Source organism: Plastoroseomonas arctica (assembly GCF_018128965.1).
GTDB lineage: Bacteria > Pseudomonadota > Alphaproteobacteria > Acetobacterales > Acetobacteraceae > Plastoroseomonas > Plastoroseomonas arctica.
Map to the genome: position 1 here is coordinate 1 of NZ_JAAEDH010000025.1, position 15,243 is coordinate 15,243.

Consider the following 15,243-nt stretch of genomic DNA (forward strand, 5'->3'; position numbering starts at 1 on the left):
GCTGCCGGCACGCGGCACGGCGCCCAGCGCACCGCGCCCGCCGTCACGCGCCCGGCGCCCGCGCTCGACACGCGAGGGCACGCTCTCCGCCAGCCTGCCCTGGCTTCGCGCCAGCGGCGCATTGCTGGAAACCGCCTCCGGCCAGCCGGTGATACTCCGCGGCCTCTCCGCCACACCCGCCGACCCACCCGGCGCGGCGCTCGGGCTGCTGCGCCGCGCCGGGATCGGCACCGGTGCCGCCTGCATCTGGGTGGACCTGATCGCGCGCCCGGAGATCACCGCGGACAGCCCAGCGCTCGACGCCGCCATCGCATGCCACGCGGAGACCGGTGCCTACACCGTGCTCCACACCGACGCCCCGCTGACGCTCGCCTCCCGCTACGCGGATGAGCCCGCGGTGCTGTTCTCGCTCGCCGGCAACGCTGCCGCGCTGCCCGCCCTTCTCGCCGCGCTGCGCGCCGTGCATCCGCGCGCGCTGGTGCTGGTGCCGGCCACCGCCGATGTCCTGCCCGGCACCGTGCTGCGCTGGGACCTCGCCGATGGGCTGCCCGCGCGCATCGCGCCAACGCCGCACCAGCCCATGCTGATCGCGGGCTGGCAGCCGATGCGCACCTCCGCCTTCGGCAATGAACGGCTGATGCAGCTCTGCGGCCGCGCCGGCATCTCCTGGATCGCGGCCGACGCCGCGCCGTGGATGCGCATCCATCGCGGCGTCGAGGATTGGAGCCGCGCGGCGCATGCGGTGCTGCGCGCCCTGGTGATCAGCGCCGGCTTTGTGGCACCCGGCATGGCGTAGCGCCCGGCGCCGATGGTGGCGTCAGGCGAGGAAGAGGGGATCGGACCATGGCCATCGGCCAGGAACTGCTGGATATCCCGTTCGCCGACATGGTGCGCAACCTCGCCGCCGCCGTCGCCGAGGGGCAGCTCTCGCTCGACCAGTCGTCAATGGCGACGCTGCAATTCCTGGCCGACGAGGCGAACGGTATCGCCATCATCCCCGAGATCATCGAGACCATCGCGCCGGCCAAGCTCAACACCACCGCCAACGGCCAGCCGGTCGAGATCGACACGGTGAGTGTCACCTCGGTGCCGTCCCCGCCAGTCAAGATGACGCTGCTCCAGGCCGGCATCGTGCCGACCTTCTACCAGTTCACCGAGGCGAGCATCGAGGTAAAGCTGTCCATCTCGATGAAGCGAACCGGCCCGCAGGAGACCAACGCCCGCCCCGGCTTCGTCAACCGCACCGTCATGGCATTCGGCTCACCGGTGAATTTCCGCTCCGCCAACACCTTCTCCTACACCGCCGAGGGATCGTCCGTGCTGCGCGTGACGATGAAGCCGGTGCCGCCACCGGTGCGGCTGCTGCCCGACATCGTGAGCGTCAACGCCACGCTCACGCCGCCCAGCGTCACCCGCACCACCCGATAGGAGACGCCGCGCCATGGCCAACGAGGTCGACTTCGCCGAGATCCTGATCACCCCGGCAGCCACCATGATCCGCGAGATCGGCGCGAGCGTGGCGGCCGCGCAGCAGGCGCTCGACCAGGGCAGCATCGCCGCCCAGGCGGCGCTGCGCGCACAAGCACCAGAGCTCGAAGCCGCCGGCTACCAGGTCACCTGGTACCAGATCCCCGAGGCGCAGGTGGAAATGAAGGTCGCCGTGCACTTCGAGAAGAAGACCACCGATGCGCCGTTGCGGATGTACCTCACGCCGTTCAACGCGAAGTATCGCACCGGGCTCGACTTCGCCGCCGAGGGCACCAGCACGCTCAAGCTCAGGATCGTCCCGGTGCCGCCGGTGACGCGGCCGGAATAGGCAAGGAGGCAGATCATGCCCGTCACCACGACCTTCACCGTCGACCGCGTCACCGACACCCAGCTGCGCGACGCGGCCTTCGTGCGCGGCAAGTTCGACGAGGCGACCCGCGCCGTCGCCGACCGCGACCGCGAACTCACCACGCTGAACACCCAGGTCGCCACGCTCGCCACGCGCAACACCCAGCTCGAGGCCAGCACCAAGACCCAGACAGCGGAGCTGCAGCAGGTGCGCGAATCCCTCGCCTCGGCGCTGTCGCGCAACCAGGCGCTGAGCGACCGCATCACCGCGCTCGAAACCACCACCCCGAAGATCGCGGTGGAGAGCCTGGTCACGCGCTTCAAGGCCGACGTGGACAAGATCAACCGCGAGGTGCGCGCCAACCCCGGCCTCGCAGGCATGCTCGTCGACAGCGTCGAGGTCGAGATCAAGGGCGGACTCGATGTCTCCGACGGCGTCGCGATCACCCAGCTGCCCGCCGGCGCACTGACCGCCGGCAACGCGAGCACGCTGCGCTTCAATCTCCGGCCCGGCCCGGTGTTGCGCATCGTCGACGAGGAGAACGATACGCGACGCTGACCGCCCCCGCTTTCGCCCAAGGCATGGCCAGGCTACCGTCCCGCCATGCCCCTCATCGATGCGCTCGCGCCCTACTATCTCTGGACGAAATCACTGCACCTGATCGCGGTCTTCGCCTGGATGGCGGGGCTGTTCTACCTGCCGCGCCTCTATGTCTATCATTCCCAGGTCGCGGCCGGCACACCCCAATCCGACCTCTTCATCACCATGGAACGCCGCCTGCTGCGCGCCATCATGAACCCCGCGATGATCGCCGCCTGGATCCTCGGCATCGTCCTCATCCTCACGCCAGGCGCGGTCGATTGGCACGCCGGCTGGTGGCACACGAAACTGCTCGGCGTGCTGGCCATGACCGCCTTCCACGGCCACCTCGCCGTCGCACGCAAAGCCTTCGCCGATGGGAACCGCCCCCACACCGAACGCTACTGGCGCGCGATGAACGAAGCACCGACCCTGTTGCTGGTGTTGATCGTGGTCATGGTGATCGTGAAGCCGTTCTAGGCAAGCCAGGCGGGGGGCTCCGCCCCCTCGACCCCCGCCGGGGATCGCGCCGATCCCCGGGCCCCTGCGTGTGTTGGTCCTCGGTTTGGGAGGGCTGTGTTTCATCGACGTGCGCCGGGGTTGGGAGGGGGCGCATCGCGCGAGCTCCCGTGCAGCTGGTGCTCCAGGCGCCCCCTCCCAACCCCGGCTCGCCTTCGGCGAGCCTCAGCCCCCTCCCAATTCAAGAACCAACAGATGGAGGTCCAGGATCGACACGATCCTGGCGGGGTCCAGGGGCAGAGCCCCTGGCCTTGCATGCCTACACGGCCTCGCGCACCTCGACCTCGGCCTCCGCGCCCATGGCGGCGGCCAGGGCTTCGACCCTTCGCATCACAGATTCGCCGGCGAACACGCCGCCGCCTTCGCGCAGTCGCAGCCTCACGCGGCTGCCGTCGCGTTTGACGCTGGTGCCGTCGAGCAGGGCGGTGGTGCCGCCGGAGAGCGTGTAGGCCAGGCGCAGGGCGGCGCCGAGGATTTCGGCGCGGCGGACGGTTCGGACGTCGAGCAGGACGCGGCCCATCTGCAGGTAGGGTGCGTCGGGTTCGGCTTCGTAGCGCAGGGCGACGACCATCGCGAGGAAGGCGCGCGCGTGGTGGTCGAGCCCGACGCCGGGTTGGCGGAGGACGCGGAGGAAGCTTTGTTCGGCGCGGTAGTCGGGGTGGTCATGGCTGCCGATGTCGGAGACCCAGCAGGCGGCGCCACGCAATGCCGCCTCGGCCTCGGTTTCCTCGGGGAACAGGGCGGCGGTCCATTCGGTGAGTGCGAGTGGCAGGCGCAGGTCGCGGCCGAAGCTGGCGGCGAGTTCCCGCGCGGCGGCCTGCAGCGGTGGTTCCCGGCGCACCTCGTCGTCGAGCAGGCTGGCGTACCAGCCTTCGCGCAGGCCATTGGCGGAGAACACCACGCGCGTGGCGCCGGTTGCGCGCAGCAGGCGGCGCAGCACCACGGCGGCGAAGGGCAGGTCGGCCAGGCGCTTGGCCGGCGCGCCGGCCATGCGTTCGAGCGTGCGGCGCGTGGCGGCGGTGACGACGCCGGCGAGGTCGCGCGCTTCCTCACGCTTCAGGCCGTAATGGTGGACGATGAACAGCGGGTAGGCGGTCTGCGCGATGTGCATGCGTGCCAGGGCGCGGAAGGCACCGCCGACGAGGTAGAGATCGCGGCCCTCGCCTTTCTTGAGCCAGCCGACGCCGCTGAGTTCCTTCTCGACCACGGCGCGGGCGCGCACCACGTCGTTGTTGGCACGCTCAGCGAGGCGGATGGCGCCGATCGGCAGGCTCGCGACGTGGCCGACGCGCCCGTGGCGTAGCTCGACCAGCTCCAGCGATCCGCCGCCGAGGTCCCCGAGCACGCCGTCAGCCTCGGGGAAGCCCAGCAGCAAGCCGTCGGCGGAAAGCCGCGCTTCCTCGTCGCCGGCAAGCACGCGGATCGGCACGTCGGGCATTCGCTCCTGCAGAGCGGTGACGAAGGCGGCGCCGTTCTCGGCATCGCGCACCGCGGCGGTCGCGAGCACCTGCAGCGGGTCGGCGGCCATGGCTGTGGCGACGGCGTGGTAGCGCAGCATGATGGTCAGCGCCTGCTCGATCGCCTCCGGATTCAGCTGTCCGGTGGATTGCAGGCCGCGCCCGAGGCCGAGGACGGCTTTTTCGTTGAAGATCGCGACCGGGTTGCGGGCGCGGCCCTCGAAGATGACCAGACGCACGGAGTTGGAGCCGAGATCGACGACGCCGCATCGTTCATGCGTGCGCGGGGCGAACTCGATTGCGCGGTGCTTCTTGGCTGCCATTAGAAGCGCTCGGGGGCGCTGCCCCCGGACCCCCGCTGGGGTATGGAGGCATACCCCAGACCCCACTCAACGAAAGAACCGGGCATCAATCCTGGGCGATGCGGTCTTGGCGGCTGCGCTTGCCGGCGGCCACGCGCGGGGGCCGGCTGAGTGCGCTGCCGCGGCCCGAGAGCGACGGGTTGATCATGAAATACTGGTGCGCGGAGACCGGGCTGGCGCCCTCCGGCGTGCGGATATAGGCGCCGTCTCTGCCGAGGTCCCAGCTCTGCATCGTATCCTTCAGGTTCACCACCATGATCTGGTCCAGCACCTGAGCGTGCACGGTGGCGTTCTCGATCGGCACCAGGGTCTCCACGCGCCAGTCCATGTTCCGTGCCATCCAGTCGGCCGAGGAGATATAGACCTTGGCGCGACGGTTGGGCAGCTTGCCGCCATTGCCGAAGGCATAGACGCGGCTGTGCTCGAGGAAGCGGCCGACGATCGACTTCACGCGGATATTGGTGCTGAGGCCCGGCACACCCGGGCGCAGGCAGCAGATGCCGCGGATCACGCACTCCACCTGCACGCCGGCCTGCGAGGCGCGGTACAGCGCATCGATCAGCTGCTCGTCGACCAGGCTGTTCATCTTGAGCCAGATCGCGCCGGGCTTGCCCTCGCGGGCAATGGCCGTCTCGCGCTCGATCAGGGCGAGCAGGGTCGGGCGGATCGTGAGCGGGGAGAAGGCCAGCGCCTGCATCGTATCCGGTCGCGCATAGCCGGTCATGTAGTTGAACAGCTTCTGCGCGTCGCGTGTCAGCGCCGCGTCGGTCGTGAAGAAGGAGAGGTCGGTGTAGATCTTCGCGGTGAACGGGTGGTAGTTGCCGGTGCCGAAATGCGCGTAACTGCGCAGCGCATTGCCCTCTCGCCGCACCACCAGCGAGACCTTGGCGTGGGTCTTCAGCTCGACGAAGCCATAGACGACTTGGACGCCCGCGCTTTCCAGCTCGCGCGCGAGGGCGATGTTGCGCTCCTCGTCGAAGCGCGCCTTCAGCTCGACCATGGCGGTGACGGACTTGCCCGCCTCCGCCGCCTCGATCAGCGCCTTGGCGATCGGGCTGTTGCGCGTCGTGCGGTACAGCGTCTGCTTGATCGCGACCACGTTGGGGTCGTGCGCCGCCTGGCGGAGGAACTGCACCACCACGTCGAAGCTCTCATAGGGGTGGTGGACGACGATGTCCTTGGCGCGGATGGCCGCGAAGCAGTCGCCGCCGAAATCGAGGATGCGTTCGGGGAAGCGTGGCGTGTAGGGCGTGAACAGCAGATCGGGCCGGTCGTCGACGATCATCTGCGTGATATCGCCCACGCCCAACAGGCCATCGACGACGAAGAGGTTGCCGCGCTCGGCATCCAGCTCCTCGGCGACGAAGGCGACAACGTCAGGCGGCGTCTCGGCGGTGACGGAGACGCGGATGGCCTTGCCGCGGCGACGGCGCTTGAGCGCGCTCTCGTAGCTGCGCACCAGGTCCTCAGCCTCTTCGGCGAATTCCACGTCGGTATCGCGGATCAGGCGGAACTGGCCCTGCTCGGCGGATAGGAAGCCGGGAAACAGCCGGTCCAGGAACAGGCCGATCACATCCTCCAGGATGAGGAAGCGGATCGCCGGCTGGCCGCGCGTCGCGTCCGCTGAGGCATCGGGCGGCAGGCGGATGAAGCGGTCCACCTGGGAGGGCAGCGGCAGAAGCGCGCGCATCACGCCGCCATCCTCCTCGCGCACCAGCTTGAACACCAGGCACAGCGCGAGGTTTGCGATGAAGGGAAAGGGGTGCGCGGGATCGACGGCGAGCGGCGTGAGGACCGGGAAGATGCGGTCCATGAAATAGTCCTGCAGCCAGGCCTTGTCGGCCTCGCTCACCTCCTCGGGCTGCACCAGCGCGACGCCGGCGGTGCGCAGCAGGGCACTGAGCTCGACCCAGCTGCGCTGCTGCTCGTGGATCAGCTTGCCCGCCTCGTCATGGATGGCGGCGAGCTGCTGGCCAGGGGTGCGGCCATCGGGCGAGACGTGGGAGATGCCGGCGCGCTCCTGCCCGATCAGGCCGGCGACGCGCACCGAATAGAATTCGTCGAGGTTGGAGGCGGAGATGGCGACGAAGCGCAGCCGCTCCAGCAGCGGGTGGTGCGGGTTCGCCGCCTCCTCAAGGACGCGGGAATTGAACGCCAGCCAGGAGAGCTCGCGGTTGATGAACCGGTCCGGGCTGTCGGCGGCGATCGCGGGAGCGATCTCGGTCTGAGCGTCCATGGTGGGGTTCTTTCTCCCAAATCGGGCGCAAGCTACAGCAGGGGGGGGTCGTCGCGCGAGGCGTCGGCGGTCGATTCCTCCAAAGCTTCATCTGTGGCGGGAAACCCCTGGCATCCCGACAGTGCGCGGCGTACGAGCGGCCTGGTGACGGCGCCGCCCTCGGCCAGGGCCAGACGATCGATCCGCGCCACCGCCTCGCCCAGCGCCGCAGCCGAGCGCGGCAGCAGGCGCAGCAGCCAGCCCTGCAGGTCGGCGGCAACCAGCACCTGCCGGTCGGCGAAGAGCTTGGCGAGCAGCGCTTCCAGCAGCGCGTCCGAGGGCGCCCCGATCCCGGCCGCCGCCGTGGCGCGCAGGCGCGAGGCGAGGTCGGGCAGCGCCACGGTCCAGCGCGCGGGTGCCGTGCGGCCGGCCATCAGCAGCGTCACCGCGCGCTCGCCGCAGAGATTGATCAGGTGGAACAGCGCGGCCTCGTCCTCGACGCAGTCGGCGTCATCGAGCACAAGCCCAACGCCCGAAACCTCGGGCAGGCCGCGCAGCGTGGTGGCTTCTGCGCGCGCCCAGCCGCGCTCGCCGGCGATGGCGGCGAGCATGTGCGACTTGCCCACGCCGGGTGGACCGAACACGCAGAAGCGCCCGCTGGGCCAGGAATCGGGCCGGTCGAGCCAGGCCAGTGCCTCGCGGTTCGAGGCGTCCTCGACGAGATCGGCGCGCGCGCGCGACGGCGTCGGCGGCAGGGCAAGGGTGAGCTGGCGTCCGGAGGCCTGACGGGTCATGGCGCGCGCTGCCCGAGGGCATGGAACACCCTCATCAAAGCCCCGTCCTGGGCGGGTCGAGGTAGAGCGGGCTCTCCAGGTAGCGACGCAGCCAGTAGCGCGCGACCACACCGATCGCCGCCGCGATCGGCACGGCCAGCAGGACGCCGAGGAACCCGAAGGCCACGCCGCCGGCGAACAGCGCGAAGATCACCCATACCGCGTGCAGCTCCACCCGGTCGCCGAGCAGCCGCGGATAGATGATGTAGCCCTCCACCACCTGGCCCACGAAGAACACGCCGGCCACCAGCAATACCCCGGTCCAGTTGCCGAACTGCCCCACCGCCAGCAGCAGGGCCGCGATGAAGCCGGTGAGGCTGCCGATATAGGGGATGAAGGACAGCACGCCGGTCACCAGCCCCACCGTCAACCCCAGCTCGAGCCCCACCAGTTGCAGCCCGGCGGCGTAGATCATCGCGAGAATGGCGCAGCAGATCAGCTGTCCGCGCAGCCAGGCCGCCAGCACCCGGTCCATGTCGCGCCCCAACGCCCGCAGCGTCGAGGCCGAGCGCCGCGGCAGCCAGCTTTCGATGCGCGTGACCATGCCCGGCCAGTCGCGCAGCAGGTAGAATGCGACAATCGGCATCACCACCGCGAGCATGAAGATGTTGGCCAGCGCGAAGCCGCCGCCGATCACCCGCGTGGCGGAACTGCCCAGGTAGGAGAGGAAGGACGCCACCTGGCCCACCGCCAACTCGCGCAGGCGCACATCCACCAGCTCCGGCCCCAGGGCTTCCTCCAGGCGCAGCAGCGCGTCGCGCAGCGCCGCGCCGACGCCGGCGACATAGGCGGGCAGCCGCGTCACCAGCACGCCGATTTGCGCGATCAGAAGCGGATACAGCAGCAGCAGCCCGAGAAGCGCCACCGCCGACAGCAACAGGATCATCAGCCCGGCGGCGAGCCCGCGCGGCACGCCGTAGCGCTCCAGCCGCGACGTCGGCGGGTCGAGGAAATAGGCGATCACGGCGGCCAGCACGAAGGGCGTCAGGATCGACTGGAACAGCCACAGCGCAAACAGAAGGCTGCCGAGGAAGCCCGCGATGAGTGCCACGCGCTGCGTGCGCGTCGCGCTGCGCGGTGCCGCGGGCGGCAGCAGCGTGCCGCGCCCGGGCGGCGGCGCCCCGCTCACGCCCGGCCCGCGGCGCGGTTCATGCCGCCGAGGCGCGTGCCGCGCGCACCACGTAGATGCCGCCCGACAGCAGCGTTGACGCGGCGGTGAGCCAGAGCGTCGCGTCCAGCAGCATCTCCGGCACGCCGGCCAGCGCGAGTGCGACGAGCGCGATCTGCAGCGCGGTGTTCGCCTTGCTGACCAGGATGGGCTCGATCGGCATCCGGTGCCCCGCGACCCAGAGCACGAGATAGCCGCCCACGATCAGCAGGTCGCGGAACACGACCAGCACGGCGATCCAGTCGGGCAGCACGTTCACCGCCGCGAGTGTCACATAGACCGAGACCAGCAGCGCCTTGTCGGCCACCGGGTCCAGCACCGCGCCCAGGGCCGATCGCGTGCCCGTCGCGCGCGCCAGCCAGCCATCCAGCCCATCGGAGATGCCGGCGGCGATGAACACCATCAGCGCGATATCCAGCCGCCCGCGCAGGATCAGCAACACCACGGCCGGGACCGCGCACAGGCGCAGAAGCGTGATCAGGTTGGGCCAAGTGAGCGGACCCCGCCTCCGGTCAGGATCGTGCAGCGCCAAGACCCACGCGCCAGGCATCCGGCGCCCCGACCTGCGGCGCCCCGCTCTGTGGCACGAGGAGGATGCCGCCCGTCGCCAGGGCTTCCGCCGCGGCCGGCGGCTGGGCGCGCAGCGCGATGCGCAGCCGGGCGCGGTCCATGGCGATCGCCACCACGTCGATGCGCGCGACCTCGGGCGCCGCAGCCAGGCGGCGGCGGATCTCCATCCATTCCGTCATGCCGCCGTAGCGGGCCACGGCCTCGATCGTCGCGACCGTCGCCGTGTTGCGCGGAGCGAGGGCGGTCGCCGGGTCGACGCCGCTCAACACCGCCTGGCTGCCGCTGCGGCGAAAATTCACCGTCACCACGCCGGTATAGCGGGTGGGTCCGGTGCGCTCCTCCTCGATGACGATCGATTCCACCAGCGCCTCGAGCTGCCCGTCCGAGAGGCTGCGCGCGGCATTGTCGCCGGCAATGCGGCCCCAGGCGATGCGCCGGGCCGACGCCAGGGCACGGTCGCGCGCGATGACGCCGTTCTCAGCGCTGGCTTCGGCTGGCACGCCGCGCTGGGAGTAGTCCGGCTGCTGCGCTTGCGCCGGCAGCGCCAGCAGGATCAGCATTGCGCCGAGGCGCGCGCCATGGTTCACCGCGCTCGACCACCCGCGCCGGGAGCATTCCCGCATAGCCGCGTCTCCCTGCCTGAACTCTCACCGAGCCAATAGCCCATCGGAGCCCGCCATGACCAGCCTCACCTACCGCGATGCGGGCGTGGACATCGATGCCGGCGACGCGCTGGTGGACGCGATCAAGCCGCTGGCGAAATCCACCGGGCGCCGCGGCACCATGGGGGGGCTGGGCGGGTTCGGCGCGCTGTTCGACCTCCGCGCGGCGGGGTTTTCCGACCCCATCCTGGTCTCCTCGACCGATGGGGTGGGGACCAAGCTCAAGCTCGCGATCGACGCCGGCAACCATGACCATGTCGGCGTGGACCTGGTCGCGATGTGCGTCAACGACCTGGTGGTGCAGGGCGCCGAGCCGCTGTTCTTCCTCGACTACTACGCCACAGGCAAGCTGCGCGTGGACCAGGCCCGCGCGGTGGTGGCCGGCATCGCCGAGGGCTGCCGGCAGGCCGGCTGCGCCCTGGTCGGCGGCGAGACGGCCGAGATGCCGGGCATGTACGCCGCCGAGGATTACGACCTGGCCGGCTTCGCGGTGGGCGCGGCGGAGCGGGGCAACCTGCTGCCGCGCACGCTGGCGCCCGGCGACCTGATCCTGGGCCTGGCCAGCACGGGGGTGCATTCCAACGGGTTTTCGCTGGTCCGCCGCGTGATTGCGCATGCCGGGCTGACGCTGGCCTCGCCCGCACCCTTTGCCGAAGGGCTGACGCTGGGCGAGGCGCTGCTGACGCCGACGCGGATCTATGTGCGCGCGCTCCTCGCCTTGCACCGCGCCGGGCTGCTCAAGGCGGCCGCCCACATCACCGGCGGTGGCCTGCCCGGCAACCTGCCGCGCGTGCTGCCGGATGGGCTGGGCGCGGTGCTGCAGGGCGGCAGCTGGCCGGTGCCCCCCGTCTTCGCCTGGCTGGCGGAGGCCGGCAACGTCACGGCGGACGAGATGCTGCGGGTGTTCAATTGCGGGGTCGGGATGGCGGTGGTGATTGCGCCGGGCGACGTTGCGGCCGCGACCGCGATCCTGGCGGCGGAGGGCGAGGCGGCACCGGTGATCGGCGCGCTGGAGGCGGCGCCCGGCCCGGCCGGGCTGCGCATCGACGGGCTGCCGGATGGGTGGCCGCGCGCGTGAGCGCGGTGTCGGCTGCCTCCATCTCTGCGTCTCTGCCGGTTGCGAGCCCGGTTCAAGGGCAAGCGGCCTTCGGCCGGCGCTGCGCGCCCCCTGAGCCGGACACGCGACCGGCAGAAAGGCTGTGATCGAGAAATGCCTGGTTGTCAGCCCGCCCCCTTTTTCGACCCAGACCGTCGTTCCGGCCGGCGGGCGCGGGTCAAGGGGCGCGCAGCGCCGGCCGCAGGGCGCTTGCCCTTGACGCGCGCTCGACGGACGGGCCCAGCATCATGGGGCGACGAAGGGGCAACCAGCCCATGACGCGCCGCCGCACCGCCATCCTGATCTCCGGCCGAGGCTCCAACATGGCGGCGCTCATCGCCGCCGCGCAGGCGCCCGACTATCCCGCCGAGATCGCTCTTGTCCTCTCCAACCGCGCCGATGCCGGCGGGCTGGCGCTGGCGCGATCCGCCGGCATCGCCACCGCCACCGTGGAAAGCCGCAGCTTCAAGGGCGACCGCGCCGGCTTCGAGGCCGCCATGCAGGCGGTGCTGGACCAGAAGGGCATCGACCTGATCGCGCTGGCCGGCTTCATGCGCGTGCTGACGCCAGGCTTCGTCGCGGCCTGGGAGGGCAGGATGGTGAACATCCACCCCTCGCTGCTGCCGGCGTTTCCGGGGCTCGACACCCATGCCCGTGCGCTCGCCGCCGGGGTGCGGCTGCACGGCTGCACCGTCCATCGGGTCAGCGCCAGCGTGGATGAAGGGCCGATCCTCGCCCAGGCCGCAATCCCGGTGCTGGTCGGCGACACCGAGGCGAGCCTCGCCGCGCGCGTGCTGGAACAGGAACACCGCCTCTACCCGGCAGCCCTCGCCTGGGTCGCCGCCGGCCGCACCGACCCGCCCGAGGCCCGGGGCGCCCTGGCAAACCCCTTGCCCGACACCGCCTGGCTTCCTAAAAGCCGCTAGAACACGCCCCATCGCGAGGACCACCCATGGCCGACCCGCAATATGAATTCGGTGGCAGCGACAACGCCGCCATCGCCGAAGACCGCGCCAAGATGTGGGACGCCTTCACCGGCGCGACCAAATACGCGGTCATCGCCGTGGTCGTCATCCTGGTCGGGATCTACCTGCTCTGGGGCTGAGGGGCGGCCCTCAGCCGACCAGCTCGCAGCCGGCGAAGAAATAGGCGATCTCGATCGCCGCATTCTCCGCACTGTCCGAGCCATGGACGGAATTCGCCTCGATGCTCTCGGCGAACAGCTTGCGCACCGTGCCTTCGGCGGCGTTCGCCGGGTTGGTGGCCCCCATCAGGTCGCGGTGCTTCGTGACCGCGTTCTCGCCTTCAAGCACCTGCACCACCACCGGGCCCGAGATCATGAACTCGACCAGGTCCTTGTAGAAGGGCCGCGCGGCGTGCACGGCGTAGAAGGCCTTGGCCTGCGTCTCGCTCATCAGGATGCGCTTCTGACCGATGATGCTGAGGCCGTTCTCCTCATAGATCGCGTTGATCTTGCCGGTGAGGTTGCGGCGCGTCGCATCCGGCTTGAGGATGGAGAAGGTGCGTTCGATGGCCATGATGCCGGTTCCCTGATCGCTGGTTTCGCCGGGCGATTAGGCGGGAAGCGGGCCTGACGCAACCCCAACTCGGAGGTATCCCATGCGGCTTGCGGGCAAAACGGCCATCGTCACCGGCGGCTCCTCCGGCATCGGCCGGGCGATTGCGCGGCTGTTCGCCCGCGAAGGCGCGCGCGTGCTGATCGGCGACGTATCGGAGACGGTGCTGGAAGGCGGCGAGCCGACCTGCGCCATGATCGCCGCCGACGGTGGGTCAGCGCTGTTCCAGCACTGTGACGTGTCGGCCTGGGCCGATGTCGATGCGCTGGTCAATCGCGCGGTGGCCGAATGGGGCGCGCTCGACATCATGGTGAACAACGCCGCCATCCGCGGCGCCGGCGTGCCGCTGCTGGAGACCACGGAGGATGACTGGGACCGGGTGATGGCGATCAACGCGAAGGGCGTATTCTTCGGCTGCAAGCGCGCGGTGCAGCAATTCCTGACCCAGCCAGTGCAGGGCGATGCGCGGGGGCGGATCGTCAACATCTCCTCCCAGCACGGCATGGTCGCGGCACCGGGGAAGCTCGCCTACGGCACCGGAAAGGCGGCGGCCGCCTACATCACGAAGCAGGTCGCGGTGGACTACGCGAAGGATCACATCCTGTGCAATGCGGTGGCACCGGGGCGCATCCTGACCGGCCGGCCGAACCCGGAGGCGCTGGAGTATTCGCACAGCCGCACGCCGATGCCGCGGCTGGGGCGACCGGACGACGTGGCCAGCGCGGCGCTGTTCCTCGCGAGCGATGCCAGCTTCGTCACTGGTCACAACCTCATGGTCGATGGTGGTTGGATGGCGTTCTGATCGCCATCGCGATCAGAATGCCCTTTCTCGTGCCTCAAGCGGCGGGCGCCGCGTGCCGCGGCTAGCCTCGCGCCACGGGGTGCGCGACGCGTTCGCGCCGGGCGGTCCGCGCAAGGGCTCGGCCCGATGGGGTGGTCTCAGAGCGCCGCACCGGTGATATAGACCCGCCCATGAACCGTCTCTGGATCGCGCTCGGCGCGCTCGCCGGCCTTGGCGCCGTGGCCCTCTCCGCCTGGTCCGCCCATGGCCTGCCGCAGATGCTGGAGCCGGCGCCGCTCGACGCCGTGCGCAGCGCCATCACCCTGCAGGGCTGGCACGCACTCGCCCTGGTGGCAACCGGCCTCTTTGCCGCGCAGCGCGGCGGCATCCTTCCGCAAATCGCCGGCGCGGCCTTCTTCCTCGGCATGCTCATGTTCTGCGGCGCCGTCTATTCGGCCAATCTCGCCGGCATTCGCCTCGGCCCCGTCGCCCCCGTCGGCGGCATCACGCTGATGCTCGGCTGGGCGCTGCTGTTCCTGGCGGCCGTGAAACGCGCGTGATCGCCGCCGTCTACCGCGCAGACCCCGGCTTCATCCCCGAACTCGCCGAGGAACTCGCCCGCTCCGGCCGCACGATCTCGGATTGGTGCGGCCCGCTCGCCCTCTCGCCCGAGCCACCCGTCCCCGCCGCCTGGGCGATCGACATCTGGACCGCCCCGCGCGAGGCATCCTTCGCCTCGATCAAGGAAGGCGCCGACGCGCTGCGCGCCATCCAGCGAAACTGGAGCCACGTGCCCGCCCTGCATCACCGCCGCTCCGCCCTGCTCGAAGACAGGCTGCCCCCACTCAAGCAGCGTCCCACGGCCTTTCCCGAACCCGCGCCGAGCGGCCATCTCGGCGCCTGGACGCTGCTCGCGCCCGACCGGCTGCTCTATTCGCCGACCAAGACCAGCCCCTATCCGGCGAGCGCGCCGATCTTCATCGAGGATCGTGAAGGCCCGCCCTCCCGCGCCTACCTGAAGCTGTGGGAAGGGCTGACCCGCATCGGCCGGCACCCGCAGCCTCGCGAGACCTGCCTCGACCTCGGCGCCGCGCCGGGGGGATGGAGCTGGGCGCTCGCGCGGCTCGGCGCCAGCGTCATCGCCGTGGACAAGGCCCCGCTCGCGGAGAATGTCGCGGCCATGCCGAACGTGACCTGGCGCCAGGAGAGCGCCTTCGGGCTTGACCCCGCCACAGAGCCACGGCCCGATTGGCTGTTCAGCGACATCATCTGCTACCCCGAGCGTCTGCTCACTTTGGTGAACCGCTGGCGAACAGCGCATCCCGCGACGAAGATCCTGTGCTCGATCAAGTTCCAGGGTGCCACCGACCATGACGCAGCGGCGCAATTCGCGTCGTTGCCAACCGCGCAGCTGTTCCACAGCACGCATAACAAGCACGAGCTGACCTGCGCGATCCTGGACTAAGCGGGAAAATCGTGCCACGACACAAGCATCGCGGGAATACGGATCGCCGTATCTCCGTAGGACGCGTTTTCCGAGGCGGAGTCGAGCGATACACGATGCGAACCCGGCGCTTAAACGCGCAG

Annotated in this window: 18 protein-coding genes; 11 read left to right on the forward strand and 7 right to left on the reverse strand. The window is 70.3% G+C overall.

Annotation, left to right across the window (positions count from 1 at the left end; translation table 11 throughout):
* The 5 genes from GXW79_RS18215 to hemJ form a co-directional block, all read left to right on the forward strand.
* Nucleotides 1-796 (forward strand): hypothetical protein (locus GXW79_RS18215; protein WP_211875872.1); only part of this gene is annotated, 796 nt, incomplete at its 5' end.
* A gap of 47 nt (nucleotides 797-843) precedes the next feature.
* Nucleotides 844-1,428 (forward strand): hypothetical protein, encoded by a 585-nt coding sequence (locus GXW79_RS18220; RefSeq protein WP_211875873.1) that lies wholly within the window; start codon nucleotides 844-846, stop codon nucleotides 1,426-1,428.
* A gap of 13 nt (nucleotides 1,429-1,441) precedes the next feature.
* On the forward strand, nucleotides 1,442-1,816 hold the full coding sequence (locus GXW79_RS18225) for a hypothetical protein (RefSeq protein WP_211875874.1): 375 nt from the start codon (nucleotides 1,442-1,444) through the stop codon (nucleotides 1,814-1,816).
* Nucleotides 1,817-1,831: 15 nt separating this feature from the next.
* Complete coding sequence (locus GXW79_RS18230; RefSeq protein ID WP_211875875.1) at nucleotides 1,832-2,395, forward strand: hypothetical protein; 564 nt, start codon at nucleotides 1,832-1,834, stop codon at nucleotides 2,393-2,395.
* A 45-nt stretch (nucleotides 2,396-2,440) separates the two neighbouring features.
* A complete protein-coding gene (gene hemJ, locus GXW79_RS18235) occupies nucleotides 2,441-2,896 on the forward strand; it encodes a protoporphyrinogen oxidase HemJ (RefSeq protein WP_211875876.1) in 456 nt (151 codons plus the stop codon).
* A gap of 298 nt (nucleotides 2,897-3,194) precedes the next feature.
* Here hemJ and GXW79_RS18240 read toward each other — a convergent pair whose 3' ends face one another.
* The 6 genes from GXW79_RS18240 to GXW79_RS18265 form a co-directional block, all read right to left on the reverse strand.
* Nucleotides 3,195-4,715 carry a Ppx/GppA phosphatase family protein gene (locus tag GXW79_RS18240; protein WP_211875877.1) on the reverse strand — a complete coding sequence of 507 codons (1,521 nt, stop codon included), beginning with the start codon at nucleotides 4,713-4,715 and terminating at the stop codon, nucleotides 3,195-3,197.
* Nucleotides 4,716-4,800: 85 nt separating this feature from the next.
* A complete protein-coding gene (locus GXW79_RS18245; RefSeq protein ID WP_211875878.1) occupies nucleotides 4,801-6,990 on the reverse strand; it encodes an RNA degradosome polyphosphate kinase in 2,190 nt (729 codons plus the stop codon).
* A gap of 32 nt (nucleotides 6,991-7,022) precedes the next feature.
* Nucleotides 7,023-7,763 (reverse strand): P-loop NTPase family protein, encoded by a 741-nt coding sequence (locus tag GXW79_RS18250; protein ID WP_211875879.1) that lies wholly within the window; start codon nucleotides 7,761-7,763, stop codon nucleotides 7,023-7,025.
* Between the two features lie 34 nt (nucleotides 7,764-7,797).
* On the reverse strand, nucleotides 7,798-8,931 hold the full coding sequence (locus GXW79_RS18255; RefSeq protein ID WP_367614956.1) for an AI-2E family transporter: 1,134 nt from the start codon (nucleotides 8,929-8,931) through the stop codon (nucleotides 7,798-7,800).
* 19 nt (nucleotides 8,932-8,950) lie between these two features.
* Nucleotides 8,951-9,502 carry a CDP-alcohol phosphatidyltransferase family protein gene (locus GXW79_RS18260; RefSeq protein WP_246504113.1) on the reverse strand — a complete coding sequence of 184 codons (552 nt, stop codon included), beginning with the start codon at nucleotides 9,500-9,502 and terminating at the stop codon, nucleotides 8,951-8,953.
* Nucleotides 9,483-10,163: a hypothetical protein gene (locus GXW79_RS18265; RefSeq protein ID WP_211875881.1), complete on the reverse strand. Its 681-nt coding sequence runs from the start codon at nucleotides 10,161-10,163 to the stop codon at nucleotides 9,483-9,485. The genes GXW79_RS18260 and GXW79_RS18265 overlap by 20 nt, the downstream gene beginning before the upstream one ends.
* A gap of 55 nt (nucleotides 10,164-10,218) precedes the next feature.
* Here GXW79_RS18265 and purM point away from each other — a divergent pair, with 55 nt between their 5' ends.
* From purM to GXW79_RS18280, 3 genes are all read left to right on the forward strand, one after another.
* Nucleotides 10,219-11,280 carry a phosphoribosylformylglycinamidine cyclo-ligase gene (purM, locus tag GXW79_RS18270; protein ID WP_211875882.1) on the forward strand — a complete coding sequence of 354 codons (1,062 nt, stop codon included), beginning with the start codon at nucleotides 10,219-10,221 and terminating at the stop codon, nucleotides 11,278-11,280.
* Between the two features lie 293 nt (nucleotides 11,281-11,573).
* Nucleotides 11,574-12,224, forward strand: coding sequence for a phosphoribosylglycinamide formyltransferase (gene purN / locus GXW79_RS18275; protein ID WP_211875883.1), 651 nt, complete (start codon nucleotides 11,574-11,576; stop codon nucleotides 12,222-12,224).
* A 26-nt stretch (nucleotides 12,225-12,250) separates the two neighbouring features.
* Nucleotides 12,251-12,403, forward strand: coding sequence for a hypothetical protein (locus GXW79_RS18280; protein WP_211875884.1), 153 nt, complete (start codon nucleotides 12,251-12,253; stop codon nucleotides 12,401-12,403).
* Between the two features lie 10 nt (nucleotides 12,404-12,413).
* Here GXW79_RS18280 and ndk read toward each other — a convergent pair whose 3' ends face one another.
* Nucleotides 12,414-12,836 carry a nucleoside-diphosphate kinase gene (ndk, locus tag GXW79_RS18285; protein WP_211875885.1) on the reverse strand — a complete coding sequence of 141 codons (423 nt, stop codon included), beginning with the start codon at nucleotides 12,834-12,836 and terminating at the stop codon, nucleotides 12,414-12,416.
* Nucleotides 12,837-12,918: 82 nt separating this feature from the next.
* Between ndk and GXW79_RS18290 the strand changes: the two genes are divergently transcribed.
* The 3 genes from GXW79_RS18290 to GXW79_RS18300 all read left to right on the forward strand — a co-directional run bounded on the left by GXW79_RS18290 (nucleotide 12,919) and on the right by GXW79_RS18300 (nucleotide 15,121).
* Complete coding sequence (locus GXW79_RS18290) at nucleotides 12,919-13,677, forward strand: SDR family NAD(P)-dependent oxidoreductase (protein ID WP_211875886.1); 759 nt, start codon at nucleotides 12,919-12,921, stop codon at nucleotides 13,675-13,677.
* 170 nt (nucleotides 13,678-13,847) lie between these two features.
* Nucleotides 13,848-14,216 (forward strand): DUF423 domain-containing protein, encoded by a 369-nt coding sequence (locus tag GXW79_RS18295; RefSeq protein WP_211875887.1) that lies wholly within the window; start codon nucleotides 13,848-13,850, stop codon nucleotides 14,214-14,216.
* Nucleotides 14,213-15,121 (forward strand): SAM-dependent methyltransferase, encoded by a 909-nt coding sequence (locus tag GXW79_RS18300; protein WP_211875888.1) that lies wholly within the window; start codon nucleotides 14,213-14,215, stop codon nucleotides 15,119-15,121. Before GXW79_RS18295 ends, GXW79_RS18300 begins: the two co-directional genes overlap by 4 nt.
* The last annotated feature ends 122 nt before the right edge of the window (nucleotides 15,122-15,243 follow it).

Bases quoted from the DNA above. Each gene is read 5' to 3' on its own strand.
- GXW79_RS18220 (WP_211875873.1), top strand. From the start codon at position 844: ATGGCCATCGGCCAGGAACTGCTGGATATCCCGTTCGCCGACATGGTG.
- GXW79_RS18225 (WP_211875874.1), top strand. From the start codon at position 1,442: ATGGCCAACGAGGTCGACTTCGCCGAGATCCTGATCACCCCGGCAGCC.
- GXW79_RS18230 (WP_211875875.1), top strand. From the start codon at position 1,832: ATGCCCGTCACCACGACCTTCACCGTCGACCGCGTCACCGACACCCAG.
- hemJ (WP_211875876.1), top strand. From the start codon at position 2,441: ATGCCCCTCATCGATGCGCTCGCGCCCTACTATCTCTGGACGAAATCA.
- GXW79_RS18240 (WP_211875877.1), bottom strand. From the start codon at position 4,715: ATGGCAGCCAAGAAGCACCGCGCAATCGAGTTCGCCCCGCGCACGCAT.
- GXW79_RS18245 (WP_211875878.1), bottom strand. From the start codon at position 6,990: ATGGACGCTCAGACCGAGATCGCTCCCGCGATCGCCGCCGACAGCCCG.
- GXW79_RS18250 (WP_211875879.1), bottom strand. From the start codon at position 7,763: ATGACCCGTCAGGCCTCCGGACGCCAGCTCACCCTTGCCCTGCCGCCG.
- GXW79_RS18265 (WP_211875881.1), bottom strand. From the start codon at position 10,163: ATGCGGGAATGCTCCCGGCGCGGGTGGTCGAGCGCGGTGAACCATGGC.
- purM (WP_211875882.1), top strand. From the start codon at position 10,219: ATGACCAGCCTCACCTACCGCGATGCGGGCGTGGACATCGATGCCGGC.
- purN (WP_211875883.1), top strand. From the start codon at position 11,574: ATGACGCGCCGCCGCACCGCCATCCTGATCTCCGGCCGAGGCTCCAAC.
- GXW79_RS18280 (WP_211875884.1), top strand. From the start codon at position 12,251: ATGGCCGACCCGCAATATGAATTCGGTGGCAGCGACAACGCCGCCATC.
- ndk (WP_211875885.1), bottom strand. From the start codon at position 12,836: ATGGCCATCGAACGCACCTTCTCCATCCTCAAGCCGGATGCGACGCGC.
- GXW79_RS18290 (WP_211875886.1), top strand. From the start codon at position 12,919: ATGCGGCTTGCGGGCAAAACGGCCATCGTCACCGGCGGCTCCTCCGGC.
- GXW79_RS18295 (WP_211875887.1), top strand. From the start codon at position 13,848: ATGAACCGTCTCTGGATCGCGCTCGGCGCGCTCGCCGGCCTTGGCGCC.